The organism is Brevundimonas naejangsanensis (genome assembly GCF_000635915.2).
GTDB classification, from domain to species: Bacteria; Pseudomonadota; Alphaproteobacteria; order Caulobacterales; family Caulobacteraceae; genus Brevundimonas; species Brevundimonas sanguinis.
In genome coordinates, this window is record NZ_CP015614.1 from 1,575,706 (window position 1) to 1,588,406 (window position 12,701).

General features: G+C 66.6%; 11 protein-coding genes and 1 pseudogene. 1 reads left to right on the forward strand and 11 read right to left on the reverse strand.

The window, feature by feature from the left end:
• Nucleotides 1-12: 12 nt before the first annotated feature.
• Nucleotides 13-1,518 (reverse strand): hypothetical protein, encoded by a 1,506-nt coding sequence (locus tag DA69_RS07410; protein ID WP_029972656.1) that lies wholly within the window; start codon nucleotides 1,516-1,518, stop codon nucleotides 13-15.
• Between the two features lie 300 nt (nucleotides 1,519-1,818).
• On the opposite strand from DA69_RS07410, the gene DA69_RS07415 reads away from it, so the two are divergent.
• The gene (locus DA69_RS07415) at nucleotides 1,819-3,246 is read left to right on the forward strand and encodes an amino acid permease (RefSeq protein WP_025978142.1); all 1,428 of its coding nucleotides are present in this window, start codon (nucleotides 1,819-1,821) and stop codon (nucleotides 3,244-3,246) included.
• 74 nt (nucleotides 3,247-3,320) lie between these two features.
• Here the strand turns inward: DA69_RS07415 and DA69_RS07420 are convergent, their stop codons facing one another.
• From DA69_RS07420 to rpmD, 10 genes and pseudogenes are all read right to left on the reverse strand, one after another.
• Complete coding sequence (locus tag DA69_RS07420) at nucleotides 3,321-6,083, reverse strand: M14 family metallopeptidase (RefSeq protein WP_025978143.1); 2,763 nt, start codon at nucleotides 6,081-6,083, stop codon at nucleotides 3,321-3,323.
• 203 nt (nucleotides 6,084-6,286) lie between these two features.
• Nucleotides 6,287-6,706 carry a 50S ribosomal protein L17 gene (gene rplQ / locus DA69_RS07425; protein WP_025978144.1) on the reverse strand — a complete coding sequence of 140 codons (420 nt, stop codon included), beginning with the start codon at nucleotides 6,704-6,706 and terminating at the stop codon, nucleotides 6,287-6,289.
• A 116-nt stretch (nucleotides 6,707-6,822) separates the two neighbouring features.
• On the reverse strand, nucleotides 6,823-7,842 hold the full coding sequence (locus tag DA69_RS07430; RefSeq protein WP_024353160.1) for a DNA-directed RNA polymerase subunit alpha: 1,020 nt from the start codon (nucleotides 7,840-7,842) through the stop codon (nucleotides 6,823-6,825).
• Between the two features lie 88 nt (nucleotides 7,843-7,930).
• Nucleotides 7,931-8,320 (reverse strand): 30S ribosomal protein S11, encoded by a 390-nt coding sequence (rpsK, locus tag DA69_RS07435; protein WP_003164390.1) that lies wholly within the window; start codon nucleotides 8,318-8,320, stop codon nucleotides 7,931-7,933.
• Nucleotides 8,321-8,336: 16 nt separating this feature from the next.
• Nucleotides 8,337-8,705 carry a 30S ribosomal protein S13 gene (gene rpsM, locus DA69_RS07440; RefSeq protein ID WP_025978145.1) on the reverse strand — a complete coding sequence of 123 codons (369 nt, stop codon included), beginning with the start codon at nucleotides 8,703-8,705 and terminating at the stop codon, nucleotides 8,337-8,339.
• Nucleotides 8,706-8,846: 141 nt separating this feature from the next.
• Nucleotides 8,847-9,539 carry an energy transducer TonB gene (locus DA69_RS07445; protein ID WP_029972657.1) on the reverse strand — a complete coding sequence of 231 codons (693 nt, stop codon included), beginning with the start codon at nucleotides 9,537-9,539 and terminating at the stop codon, nucleotides 8,847-8,849.
• Nucleotides 9,540-9,623: 84 nt separating this feature from the next.
• Entirely contained in the window at nucleotides 9,624-10,187 is a 564-nt protein-coding gene (locus tag DA69_RS07450) for an adenylate kinase (RefSeq protein ID WP_024353163.1), read from the reverse strand.
• A 24-nt stretch (nucleotides 10,188-10,211) separates the two neighbouring features.
• On the reverse strand, nucleotides 10,212-11,588 hold the full coding sequence (gene secY / locus DA69_RS07455; protein WP_025978147.1) for a preprotein translocase subunit SecY: 1,377 nt from the start codon (nucleotides 11,586-11,588) through the stop codon (nucleotides 10,212-10,214).
• Between the two features lie 312 nt (nucleotides 11,589-11,900).
• A pseudogene (rplO, locus tag DA69_RS07460) lies at nucleotides 11,901-12,341 on the reverse strand (50S ribosomal protein L15); the annotation flags it as partial.
• A 162-nt stretch (nucleotides 12,342-12,503) separates the two neighbouring features.
• Entirely contained in the window at nucleotides 12,504-12,698 is a 195-nt protein-coding gene (gene rpmD, locus DA69_RS07465) for a 50S ribosomal protein L30 (RefSeq protein WP_025978149.1), read from the reverse strand.
• Nucleotides 12,699-12,701 lie beyond the last annotated feature (3 nt).

The following is a 12,701-nucleotide window of genomic DNA, read 5'->3' on the forward strand; positions in this document are numbered from 1 at the left end:
CCAGAGGGTTCATCAGCACTTCAGATTGGCCGTCAGGCCGCAGGTCCAGCCCTGCCACCAGGTGTCCGAGGCGTTCTTCACGGCGCCGATGTAGTCGGTGTCGGTGAAGGCGGCGTGGACGCTCGAGGCCTTGACCGGGGTCACGGCGGTCTCGTTGGGGCCGTTGATGAAGGTCAGGGTCTGGTTGGTGATGGTGACGCCCGAGGTCGGGGCGGCCAGGGTCGAGGTTCCCTTTACCGTGTTGTTCGAACCGGCCGTGAAGACCGGCCCCGAACGGGCGGCGCCGCTGGCGCGGTAGGAGACGCCGCAGGACATGAAGACCGAGTTGAACACCGGGTTCACGCTGGCGGTGTCGGCGTCGGCGATGTCCAGGCAGCCGGCCAGCGAGCCGGCGGCGCTGGTGAAGACCGAGTTGACAACGGTCGCCTTCGTGCCCGTGTCGAAGTGGGCCACCGTGTGGGCGTCAGTCGGCGAGTTGCGGCCCACCAGCGTCCAGTTGGCGATCTTCGGCTGCGAGTTGTAGCGCTGGGCCAGCGGCGTCGAGGCCGGGGCGGCCGAGAACTCGAACCCGGCCGAGCGGCTGGTCGCGTTCGGGGCGCGCTGGGTCACGATGCCGAACTGGGCGCCGCCGCGCCAGCCGGTGTCGGTGTCGAAGGCGTCGTCGTCGGCGCCGTTGATGACGATGTGCTTCAGGTTGACGTTGCCGCCAAAGATTTCGATGCCGTCATCCGACGAGTTGAAGGACTGGACGTATTCGATGGTGGTGCCCGCGCCGACGCCGGCCAGGGTCAGGGCTTGCAGTTCGTTGCCGGTCGAGATTTCAAAGCCCGAATAGCGGATCTGGACGTAACGCAGACGGCCCGAGTTGTCGTTGGCGTTGCCGCCGCCGTAGAAGGCGTTGGTGCCCTCGACCTGGCCGGTGCAGGTGACCGGGGCGGTAAGCTGGCAGTTGGCCTGGGGCGCGCGGCCGGCGATGACGATGCCGCCCCACTGACCTTGCGAGGTCTCGGTCGTCGTGCCTTCCACGTTCTGACGGCTGGTGAAGATGATCGGCTGGGAAGCCGTGCCTTCGGCGTAGATCTGCGAGCCGCGGTTCACCAGCAGATAGTCGCCGCCGCCCGATGCGAAGATGGTCACGCCCGGCTCTACCGTCAGGATGCCTTGCGTGCCGGCATTGGCGGAGGCGTCGACGCCTCCGTCGGTGCCCACGGCCGTGCGGCCCGAGATCGAGTAGATGGTGCCGGCGCGCAGCGGCACGGTCAGCGAGCCGTTGATCTGCTGGGGCAGCTGGCAGTTGCGAAGGGTGCCGTTGGCGATGGTGCCCACGTTGGCGAAGCCGGTCGGGCAATCCGCCGCCGCCTGGCCCGTGCCCGGCGTGCCCGGACCGCCGGGGTTGCCGCCGCCGCCATTGCCGAAATCGCCTTCGCCGGGCGAGGCCACCTCGGCGGAGCCGCCGCAGGCCGCCAGGGCCAGGGTGCTGGCCGCCGCCACGAGCAGGGTCTTGAAGCTGCTGTTCATCATCGTTCCACCGGTTGGGTCAAATAGCTGCGGCGGGAGACGGTCTTTGCCGACGATGACGTCGACGCCCCTCCTGCCTGGCGGCGAGGGATAGCGAAAAGCGGGGCGGAAGCTTGCGCGAGGCGGTGACGGATCAGCCTCGGTTTCGTGCCGTTTCAACTGAGAAACCGTGACGAAAATTCCGATATCGGAACAGAAACCAGAGCCGCCTGTCGGCCGATAGGCCCACGGCCCTTGTATTGCCCGGCCATCCGCCGCAAACCGGCGAGCTTTATGACCTCCCCCAGACAGGAGCCACCGATGGGCGGCCCAGACGCGCAACCGCGCCCCACCTCAAGCCTTGGCGCAGAGCCCGGCGCCACGAGCCTGGCGCGCAACCTCAGCTGGCCGCATCTGGTGGCGATGGGCGTGGGCGCCATCGTCGGCACCGGCATCCTGACCCTGATCGGCATCGGCGCGGACAAGGCGGGCCCCGCCGTCCTGCTGTCTTTCCTGATCGCCGGCTTCGTCTGCGCCTGCGCCGCCATGTGCTACGCCGAGATGGCCAGCACGGTGACGGCTTCGGGCAGCGCCTATACCTATTCGCGGGTGGTGCTGGGCCAGATGGCGGGATGGGTCATCGGCTGGAGCCTGATCCTGGAATACAGCCTGGTGGTCAGCGCCGTGGCCGTCAGTTGGTCGGGCTATGCGGCGCCCCTGCTGCGTGACTGGCTGGGCCTGCCCATGGCTCTGATGCAGGGGCCGCACGCGGGCGGAATCGCCAACATCCCCGCCCTGTTCATCATCATCGCCGTCGGCGCCCTTTTGCTGACCGGCGCCAAGAAAAGCGCCACGCTCAACCTGATCCTGGTGGCGGTGAAGCTGTCGGCCCTGGCCCTGTTCGTCTGGTTCGCCCTGCCCCACTTCAACGCCGCCAACCTGGAGCCCTTCAGCCCCTATGGCTTCGCCCGTCACATGGGCCCCGACGGCGTCGAGCGCGGCGTGATGGCGGCGGCGGCCATCATCTTCTCGGCCTTCTACGGCTTCGACGCCATCGCCACGGCGGCCGAGGAGACGCGCAATCCCAAGCGCGACCTGGCCATCGGCATTGTCGGCTCCATGCTGATCTGCGCGGCGATCTACACCATCATCGCCACGGTCGCCCTGGGCGCGACGCCCTTCACCCGCTTCGCCAACAGCCCCGAACCGCTGGCCCTGATCCTGCGCGAAATCAGCCAGCCCGGCGCCGCTCATTTCCTGGCGGTCACGGCGGTCCTCACCCTGCCCACGGTGATCCTGGCCTTCTTCTACGGTCAGAGCCGCATCTTCTTCGTCATGGCGCGGGACGGCCTGCTGCCGCGCGGTCTGGCCCGCGTGTCCAAGGGCGGCGCCCCGGTGCGCATCACCGTGTTCACCGCCTGCGTGGTGGGGACCATCGCCCTGTTCTTCCCGCTGGACGAAATCGTCGCCCTGGCCAACGCCGGCACTCTGGTGGCGTTCAGCGCCGTGGCCCTGTGCATGTTGATCCTGCGTCGTCGCGCGCCGGACATGGCGCGCGGCTTCCGCACGCCGCTGGGCTGGGTGGTCGGTCCGGTCGCCATCGCCGGCTGCCTGTATCTGTTGGCCAGCCTGCCGCAGAGTACGCAGATCTGGTTCGTGATCTGGAACGTGGTCGGCCTGGGCGTCTACTTCATCTACGGTCGCAAGCGGGTAGCGAAAGCAGCGCAAGGCGACGACACGGAAAGCTGAACCGACACTTGCAACGAACAAAAAGGCCGCCCTAGCGAATCGGGCGGCCTTTTCATTTGCATCTGTGCGCAAGCTTAGTCGTCAGCGCCCGTCACGGCCGGTCCGTAAAACAGAGCGTTGAACAGCAGGCGCGAGGAAGCCCGAGCCTGCGCTCGGTTCACCACGTCGGGACCCAGAACGATCACGCGGCCTTCGCCGTGCTCCAGGTCCAGCACCGCATCGGCGCCCGACAGTTTGTCCGCCCCGATCGCCCAGCCGCTGGAGACCTCGACCTGTTGCGGATAGCGCACCATCGACGCCCCTTCGCCCGCAGGACGGAAGCCCGCATTTCGGTTGAAGAAGACGTTCATCCGCGACGGCGCCCCAAAGGTCAGCGGACGGCTGTTGTCGACCTCGGTCTGCATCACCGCGCCCGGGATGAAGAAGTCGGTCGAGGCCACGGGCTTGCCGTCGGCGCCCCTCAGAACGTCCTGCACCGGCGCCCCCATGGCGGCGGCCAGTCGGTGGGCCGAGCCGATGGTGACGACGCTGCCGCCCGCCCGCGCGAAGGCGTCGATCTGAGGCACCGTCTTCTCGGCGGTGATGTGGCCCAGCCAGCCGCGATACTCGGCGGGAATGCTGTCCGGCGCCGGCTGTTCGCGCTGGGCGGCGGCGGAGAGGTCGGCCGGGATCATGTCCGAGGCGAAGACCAGAACATCGAAGTCCTTGTTCAGGTCGCCTGCATCGAGGCGCTGGGGATAGATGACCTCGAACGGATATTCGAACTGCTCCAGCATCCACTGGGTCCAGCCCGAGGCCATCGAGCCGCCGTAGCGGTCGACCAAGCCCACGCGCACCGGCTTCAGTGCGATGCGCTCTCCGCCCGGCGCGCAGGCGACGGCGTGGGCGTTCAGGCCGAGGTCGCGCACCGCCGCCTCGACGATCGGGCGAGCCTTGTCATCGGCCGGGATCCACAGGGCGCCGGGCGCGAGGGTCTGGCGACCCGCGCGGGTCTCGCCTTCCTGCCAGAAAACCGGCACGCCCGCCGCCAGAAGGCGGTTGGTCAGGACGTAGCCGTTGATCGGCGCGTGATCGATCAACCAGCCTGCGCGGCCATTGCCTTCGATCCGGCCAGGCGGCGGGGCCATGACGTCGGCGACGCGCTCAGTCGGCGCCTCGAAGCCGTCCAGGATGCGGTCGAACTGCACGCCCATCTGCATCGCCAGGGTGTAGCCGGTCGCGTCGTAGGGCAGTTTGGGCGGGCCGCCCGGATACTGCAGGTCGTGCGGGTGGTCCTGCGGCTCGAACATATCCAGCACGTGCGGGCGGTAGGCCTGGGCCGTCTTCACCACATAGGACCCGGCCGGATAGGTCTTAGCCCCGATGGTGAAGGCGCGCGTCGCCCGTTCCACGTCCACGCCGGTCTTGATCAGGCTGTTCAGGAAGGCGACGGCCGTGGGCAGGTCGGCCTGGTCCGCCGGGATGACATAGCCGCGCGGATCGCGCCGGGCCGGGTCGCGCAACACGCTCTCATACAGCGCCGGATCCACCCGGCGAGCGTTCTCGCCGGCCGCTGCGTTCATGGCGTCGATCGCCGAGGGCGTGACCCGCCAGGTGTCGGCGTTGCCCTTGTCGATGGCGTTCTGGCCCATGCGCCAGATGTTGAACAGCACCCTGTCCTTGTTGCGCGATGCGTAGTTCAGCACCGCCCGGTTGATCGACTGGGAGTATTCAATCGACTGGGCGAAACGCCAGGTCTGGGGCGCGACCGGCAGGGGCAGGTCGTTGCGCGGCAACTGGTTGTCCGGGATCAGGCTGATCTGGCTGGGGGTCGGATGGCCCGTGATCTCGGTCAGCAAGCCGACCGCATTGTGGAAATAGGTGACGGAGCGCTCCATCCCGTTGTTCCACGTCGAATAGTTGGCCCCGCTGCGCATGGTCGAGCCGGGCTTGCCCTCCTCGATCAGGCGGCTGTGCATGGCGGCCCCGACCTCGGACAGGGTGCTCATGACCAGCGGGTCGTAGTTGTAGTTGAACGGGTCCCGGAACGGCGGCATGAACACCACGGTCCCCGCCGGCGCCGTCTGGTGATGGTTATAGATGATCTGCGGGAACCACTCGCGGAAGAACTGCCGATTGACATTGGTCGTCTCGGTCATCGCGGACAAATAGTAGTCGCGGTTGTTATCGTGACCGACGTACTTCTGATACAGGCGAGGAATAGAGGCGTACTCGCGCTTCAGCGGGTCCTCGTTGCGCATATACCAGGTCGAGACCAGCTCCCATCCGTCCGGGTTCAGCGGCGCGAATAGGATGACCACGTCGTCCAGGATGCGCCTCGCCTCGGCGTCCTCGGCCGTCAGCCATTCATAGAGGGCGGCGATCAGGGCTTGGGGCGGCACGGTTTCTGTGGAGTGCAGACCCCCGTCGATCCAGACCACGGCCTTGCCCTCGGCGGCCAGGGCGCGAGCCTCGGCTTCGCTGACGCCCTCGGCCTTCGCCAGGCGGCGCGCGATCTCCTGATAGCGGTCGATGTTCGCCAGGTTCTGCGGCGAGGAAACGACCGACAGATATTGCGTCCGCCCCTCGGACGATTTGCCGATCTCCAGCAGCTTCATCCGGTCCGACTGCCCGGCCAGTGTCTGCAGATAGCGTTCGAACTGGCTGTAGGTGATCAGGCGATAGTCGGCGCCGACCTCGTGGCCAAAGGCCTCCAGCGGCGTGGTCAGGCCCCGCGCGGGCGCCGCCTGCGAGACGACCCCCGTCGGCGCGGAAGCGGCGTCGAGCGCCAGGGCGCTGACGGATGACAGGGCCAGAATGGCCAGGCTGGCCGCGAGCACGGCGGGCGGACGGGTCATGGAATCTCCTGATGCGTTCACTCTCAGCCTTCTGCGAGGCTTGGCGACAGCTTGGCGTCTTCGCGACCCGGACGCAATTTACCCTCAGCCTGAAAAAGGCGGCGACGGCGATTACCCACAGCCGAGCCACGGCGGAGGCAAAAAGAAAGGGCGACCGGATTGCTCCGGCCGCCCTTTCGGCATTTCAGCAGTGAAGTCTGAAATCAGGCCTCGTCGTCGCCCTCGATGGCGAAGACCGGACCGGAGTCCAGGCCCTTGGCCGCGACGTCGCGATCGACGAACTCGATCACCGCCATGGCGGCGTTGTCGCCGTGACGGAAGCCCGCCTTCATGATGCGGATGTAGCCGCCGTTACGCTCGGCGTAACGAGGAGCCAGGGTCTCGAACAGCTTGCCGACTTGCGGCACGTCGCGAACGGCGCTGATGGCCTGACGACGAGCGTGCAGGTCGCCCTTCTTGGCCAGGGTGACCAGCTTCTCGACGAAGGGACGCAGTTCCTTCGCCTTGGGCAGAGTCGTCGTGATCTGCTCGTGCTTGATCAACGAGGCGGCCATGTTGGCGAACATGGCCTGGCGGTGGCTGGCCGTGCGGCCGAGCTTGCGATAGGCGGCGCCGTGGCGCATCGGGGTCTCTCCTACTCGACCCTGGTTTCTCGTCCCTACTTTTCGGACGAGACCTGGGGCCTCTCATTCTAACCGCCCCAACCGATCCACGCGGGACCTGGGCGGAGGGTTAATGATCAGATCTGGTCGTCGAACTTCTTGGCCAGATCTTCGATGTTTTCCGGCGGCCAATTCGGCACATCCATGCCGAGGCTCAGGCTCATGGACGCCAGAACTTCCTTGATCTCGTTCAGCGACTTGCGGCCGAAGTTCGGGGTGCGAAGCATTTCGCCCTCGGTCTTCTGGATCAGGTCGCCGATGTAGACGATGTTGTCGTTCTTCAGGCAGTTGGCCGAACGGACCGACAGCTCCAGCTCGTCCACCTTCTTCAGCAGGGCCGGGTTGAAGGGCAGTTCGGGCTTGCCGTCCGACTGCTCGACAGCCTTGGTCGGCTCATCGAAGGTGATGAAGATCTGCAGCTGGTCTTGCAGGATGCGCGCGGCGTAGGCCACGGCGTCAACCGGCGAGACGGCGCCGTTGGTTTCAACTTCCAGGATCAGCTTGTCGTAGTCCAGCGACTGGCCCTGACGGGTCGGCTCGACGCGATAGGCGACGCGCTTCACCGGCGAATACAGGGCGTCGACGGCGATCAGGCCGATCGGAGCGTCTTCCGGGCGGTTCAGTTCGGCGGCGACGTAGCCCTTGCCGTTCTGGACCGTCAGTTCCATGCGGACCGAGGCGCCGTCATCCAGGGTGCAGATCACGTGATCCGGGTTCAGCACCTCGATGTCGGCCGGCAGCTCGATCTGAGCCGCGGTCACCGGGCCAGGGCCCGTGGCGCGCAGCGTCATCCGCTTCGGACCCTCAGCGTGCATGCGCAGGGCCAGTTGCTTGATGTTCAGAACGATGTCGACGACATCCTCGCGAACGCCTTCCAGCGACGAGAACTCGTGAACAACGCCGTCGATCTGAATGGCCGTGACCGCCGCGCCTTGAAGCGAAGACAGCAGAACGCGACGGAGCGCGTTGCCGAGCGTCACACCGAAACCGCGCTCGAGAGGTTCGGCGATCAGACGCGCCTTGTGCTGCGGGTCAGACCCGCCCTCGACTTGCGGTTTCTCGGGACGGATCAGCTCTTGCCAGTTTCTTTCGATCATAAAGTCCCTCGAACGGGTTTCGACGGCTCCGTGTCCTCACGTTCAGAACAACAGGAGCCGCCGGGAGAAGGGGTAGGCGGCGTGAACCTTAGACGCGACGGCGCTTCGGCGGACGGCAGCCGTTGTGCGGCATCGGCGTCACGTCGCGGATCGTCGTGATCGTCATGCCGACGGCCTGCAGGGCGCGCAGGGCCGACTCACGGCCCGAACCCGGACCCGAGACGTTCACTTCCAGCGTCTTGACGCCGTGCTCGGCGGCCTTCTTGCCGGCGTCTTCCGCAGCCATCTGAGCGGCGTACGGCGTCGACTTGCGCGAGCCCTTGAAGCCCATGTGGCCGGCCGACGACCAGGAAATCGCGTTCCCTTGAGCGTCGGTGATGGTCACCATGGTGTTGTTGAACGAAGCGTTCACGTGGGCGACGCCCGAGGTGATGTTCTTGCGTTCGCGGCGCTTAACGCGACCCGGTTCCTTAGCCATCCGTCAGGCCTCTCTCTTACTTCTTCTTGCCGGCGATCGGCTTGGCCGGACCCTTGCGGGTGCGAGCGTTGGTGTGGGTGCGCTGGCCGCGGACCGGCAGGCCCTTGCGGTGACGCAGGCCGCGGTAGCAGGCCAGATCCATCAGACGCTTGATGTTCATCGACGTCTCGCGGCGCAGGTCGCCTTCGACGGTGAAGTCGCGATCGATGGTTTCGCGGATCTGCAGGATCTCCGCGTCGGTCAGCTGGTTCACGCGGCGAGCCGGCTCGATGCCGATCTTGGCCGTGATCTCCTTGGCGTTGTGCGCGCCAATGCCGTGGATGTACTGAAGCGCGATTTCAACGCGCTTGTTGGTCGGAATGTTGACGCCTGCGATACGGGCCACGAAATTCTCCAAGTACGCGTTAATCAGACGCAGAAACCGCTCCGGTCAACAGACCAGGAGCGTGTACGCCCTTCGCGGAAGGCCGCCCTTATACAGGGGATTCCCGATGCGTCAACGGGCAAGCGCCGTGAGCAGGATGGTTCAGGGCCATTCGACCCCCACCCGGACCTCTCGACCATCAATCGGCGCTCCGTTCTGCGTCGGAGGACGAAAGCGGAAATATCGGGAGGCCGCAAGGGCCGCCTGGCCGAATCCCATTCCCGGCGGCGTTTCGTCCACCAGGCGGCAGTCGCTCAAAGTGGTGTCCAGACGAACCCGGCAGGCCAGCGTCGCCCGCCCTCCCCGGCGCTGGCGGAAGGCTTCGCGCGGGTGCAGGCCCCGCAGTTCGCCAACCGTCGGGCCGCGAATGATGCGCGGCGGGCCGTCGCCGACGCCGGGGCCGACGCCGGACCCGCTTCCGCCGCCGCTGCCCGTGCCCTGTCCGCCCTGACCTTGGCCCGGTGTCGGGCCGGGCTCGGGCGCCGCGCCGACGACCAGCGGCTGTTCGGGAGCGGCACGCGGGGGCGCGACGACTTCGGGCGGAGGCGGCGCCGGACGCGGTCGCGGGGGACGCACGCTTGAGGCGGCGGCGGGCGCTCCGCCCCCTTGCGTCACGGCCGATTCTGCAGGCGGAGGCGGAGGCGGCTCAGGGCGCTCAAAGGGAATCAGGTCGACAATTATCAGCGGCGGCGGGGCGTCCAGGGTTGTCTGGGGCCGCCCTACGCCCAAAAGCACAAGGGCGCCGAGGTGCAGCAGAGCCACCAGCCCCGCCGCGCCCCAGCGCCATTGTTTCATTCGTTCCGGTCGCAACCGTCTCTCCCGCACAGGCTTCCGAACGCTAACGCTTCAGAAGTCGAGGAGATCAGATCGCGCGCCCGATCAGGCGTCCAGCGCCGCGTCGATGGCGGCGGCCACGGCGGCGATGTCGCCCATCCCGTCCACCTCGGTCAGCTTGCCCTGGCCTTCATAGTAGGGAAGCAGCGGCGCGGTCTGACGGTTGTAGACGGCCAGCCGGTCCTTGAAGGTCTCGGGATTGTCGTCGGCCCGACCCTGTTCGGCGAACCGCTTGCCGATCCGGTCGGTCAGGGCGGCGTCGTCGACCTTCAAGCGGATGACGCTGTCGATCTTGGCGCCGCGCTTGGCCAGCATGGCGTCCAGGGCCTCGGCCTGAGCCACCGTGCGGGGGAAGCCGTCGAAGATGGCTCCGCCGGCGGCCTCAGCCTCCGGCAGACGGGCTTCGATCAGAGCGATGACGATCTCGTCGGTGACGAGGTCGCCGCGCGCCAGCACGTCCTTAACCTTCAGCCCCAGTTCGGAGCCGGAAGCGATCGCCGCGCGCAGCATGTCGCCGGTCGAGAGCTGGACCATGCCCCGCCCCTCGACCAGCCGCTTGGCCTGGGTGCCCTTGCCGGCCGCAGGCGGCCCGAACAGGATCAGGTTCATTATGTCTTCGGGCCCCCTACCCGATCAGCGACGGGCAGGAGCGGAACCGCCCCGGCCACGGCCGCGCAACTTGGCCTTCTTGATCAGGCCCTCATACTGGTGAGCCAGCAGGTGCGACTGGATCTGGGCGACAGTGTCCATCGTCACCGAGACCACGATCAAGATAGACGTTCCGCCAAAATACACGGCGTTGCCCAGGCTGCTGATCATGAACTCCGGCAGCAGGCAGACGGCGGTGATATAGCCGGCGCCGATCACCGTCAGGCGGGTCAGCACATAGTCCAGATACTCGGCCGTGCGCTTGCCCGGACGGATCCCCGGCAGGAAGCCCCCGTATTTGCGCAGGTTCTCGGCCGTGTCCTCGGGGTTGAACGTGATCGAGGTGTAGAAGAAGCAAAAGAAGATGATCAGGGCGGCGTACAGCACCATGAAGACGGGCTTGCCGTGCGTCAGCTGCGCCGTCACCAGCGGCAGCCAGCTCATCCACTCAGGCAGGTTCGCGTTCGCCGTGAACTGAGCCACCGTCGTCGGCAGCATCAGCAGCGACGAGGCGAAGATGGCCGGGATCACGCCTGCGGTGTTGACCTTCAACGGCAGGAAGCTGCGCTCGCCGCCGGTCATGCGGTTGCCTTCCTGGCGCTTCGGATACTGGATCAGAAGGCGGCGCTGGGCGCGTTCCATGAAGACGATGAAGACGATGACCGCCACCGCCATGATGGCGATAAAGAACAGGGTGAAGGCCGACATCTGGCCCTGCTGGGCCAGGCCCAGCATCCGCGCCACCGTCGACGGCAGAACCGCCACGATGCCCGCGAAGATGATCAGGGAGATGCCGTTGCCGACGCCGCGCGCCGTCACCTGCTCGCCCAGCCACATCAGGAACATGGTGCCGCCGGTCAGAACGGTGACCGTTGAGATGATGAAGAACAGGCCGGGCTGGTCGATCAGGCCGGGCTGGGCGTTCAGGCCCACCGCGATGCCGAAGGACTGGGCCAGGGCCAGGAACACCGTCAGATAGCGGGTGTACTGGTTCAGCTGCTTGCGGCCCGACTCGCCGCCTTCCTTCTTCAGCTTCTCCCACGGCGGATACACCGCGCCCATCAGCTGGACGATGATCGACGCCGAGATGTAGGGCATCACGTTCAGCGCGAACACGGCCATGCGCTCGACGGCGCCGCCCGAGAACATGTTGAACATGTCCAGGATGCCGCGCTGGCCATCCGGATTCTGGAAGAAGGCCAGGAAGGCCTCGCCATTGATCCCAGGGATCGGAACATAGGTGCCGATCCGATAGACCAGCAGCGCGCCCAGCGTGAACAGCAGGCGCTTGTGCAGCTCGGTCGCTTTCGCGAACGAGCCGATGTTCATATTGGCAGCAAGTTGTTCAGCGGCCGAAGCCATCAGGCGCTCCCCACACGGTCACCATAGTCATGCCCGTGCTCAGATAGGCGGAAAGCGGCGCTCTTGCGAGGGCCGCTTTCGGAAAATCGTCATCCCTGTCCGGACGTTCCCGGCGGAGGCGCAGCGAACCGCGCCCCCGACGGATGACGATATCGGATTTTAGGCCTTGGCCGCGGCGCGCTTGGCGCGAGCAGAGACCTTGTTGGCGTCGCCCAGCGGAGCCTTCGGCGCCGGGGCCTTGCCGCGCGCGGCGTTGCGCTTCTCGAGACGGGCGGCAGCCTTGGCTTCAGCCTCGATGCGCTCTTGCTTGACCGAACCGCCGGCGGCTTCCACCGCCTTGATGGCGCCGGCCGAGGCCGACCAGACCACCAGGTTCAGCTTGGCCTTCAGTTCGCCTTCGCCCAGGACGCGCACGCCGTCCTTGACGCGACGGATCACGCCGGCGGCGACCAGGGCCGCGCCGTTGATCTCGGCCTTGGCGTCCAGCTTGCCGCCGTCGATGGCTTCTTGCAGGCGCCACAGGTTGACTTCAGCCAGCTTGGGGGCGTTCGGCACGTTGAAGCCGCGCTTGGGCATACGCATGTACAGCGGCATCTGGCCGCCTTCGAAGCCGACCTTGCCGCCGCCCGAACGCGAGTTCTGGCCCTTGACGCCGCGACCGGCGGTCTTGCCCTTGCCCGAGCCCGGGCCACGGCCGACGCGCATGCGCTTCTTGGTTGCGCCTTCGTTGTCGCGGATTTCGTTCAGTTTCATTGCCTGATCCTTTCGGGTTCTAGCGCCAGGTCCGCCAGGCGGTCCTGACTCGGCGTTGGATAAATTGAAGGGCCGCTGATTAAGCGACCCGCGTCTGCATCGCAAGATGCTTCTTCATAAAGCGAGACGCCCTCCCCCGCGAACGGGAGAGGGCGAAGCGTCTTATTTCTCGACCACTTCCACCATGTGGGCGACCTTGGCGATCATCCCACGGACGGAAGGGGTGTCTTCCAGGGTCGACTCACGGCCGATCTGGTTGAGACCCAGGCCCACCAGGGTGGCGCGCTGATCGCCCTTGCGGCGGATCGGGCTGCCGACCTGACGGACGGTCACAGTCTTGTTCTCGGTCTTGGCCATCTA

What these genes read in the sequence shown, in the direction of transcription:
- DA69_RS07410 (WP_029972656.1), bottom strand. Translation starts at nt 1,518, where the DNA reads ATGAACAGCAGCTTCAAGACCCTGCTCGTGGCGGCGGCCAGCACCCTG.
- DA69_RS07415 (WP_025978142.1), top strand. Translation starts at nt 1,819, where the DNA reads ATGGGCGGCCCAGACGCGCAACCGCGCCCCACCTCAAGCCTTGGCGCA.
- DA69_RS07420 (WP_025978143.1), bottom strand. Translation starts at nt 6,083, where the DNA reads ATGACCCGTCCGCCCGCCGTGCTCGCGGCCAGCCTGGCCATTCTGGCC.
- rplQ (WP_025978144.1), bottom strand. Translation starts at nt 6,706, where the DNA reads ATGCGCCACGGCGCCGCCTATCGCAAGCTCGGCCGCACGGCCAGCCAC.
- DA69_RS07430 (WP_024353160.1), bottom strand. Translation starts at nt 7,842, where the DNA reads ATGATCGAAAGAAACTGGCAAGAGCTGATCCGTCCCGAGAAACCGCAA.
- rpsK (WP_003164390.1), bottom strand. Translation starts at nt 8,320, where the DNA reads ATGGCTAAGGAACCGGGTCGCGTTAAGCGCCGCGAACGCAAGAACATC.
- DA69_RS07445 (WP_029972657.1), bottom strand. Translation starts at nt 9,539, where the DNA reads ATGAAACAATGGCGCTGGGGCGCGGCGGGGCTGGTGGCTCTGCTGCAC.
- DA69_RS07450 (WP_024353163.1), bottom strand. Translation starts at nt 10,187, where the DNA reads ATGAACCTGATCCTGTTCGGGCCGCCTGCGGCCGGCAAGGGCACCCAG.
- secY (WP_025978147.1), bottom strand. Translation starts at nt 11,588, where the DNA reads ATGGCTTCGGCCGCTGAACAACTTGCTGCCAATATGAACATCGGCTCG.
- rpmD (WP_025978149.1), bottom strand. Translation starts at nt 12,698, where the DNA reads ATGGCCAAGACCGAGAACAAGACTGTGACCGTCCGTCAGGTCGGCAGC.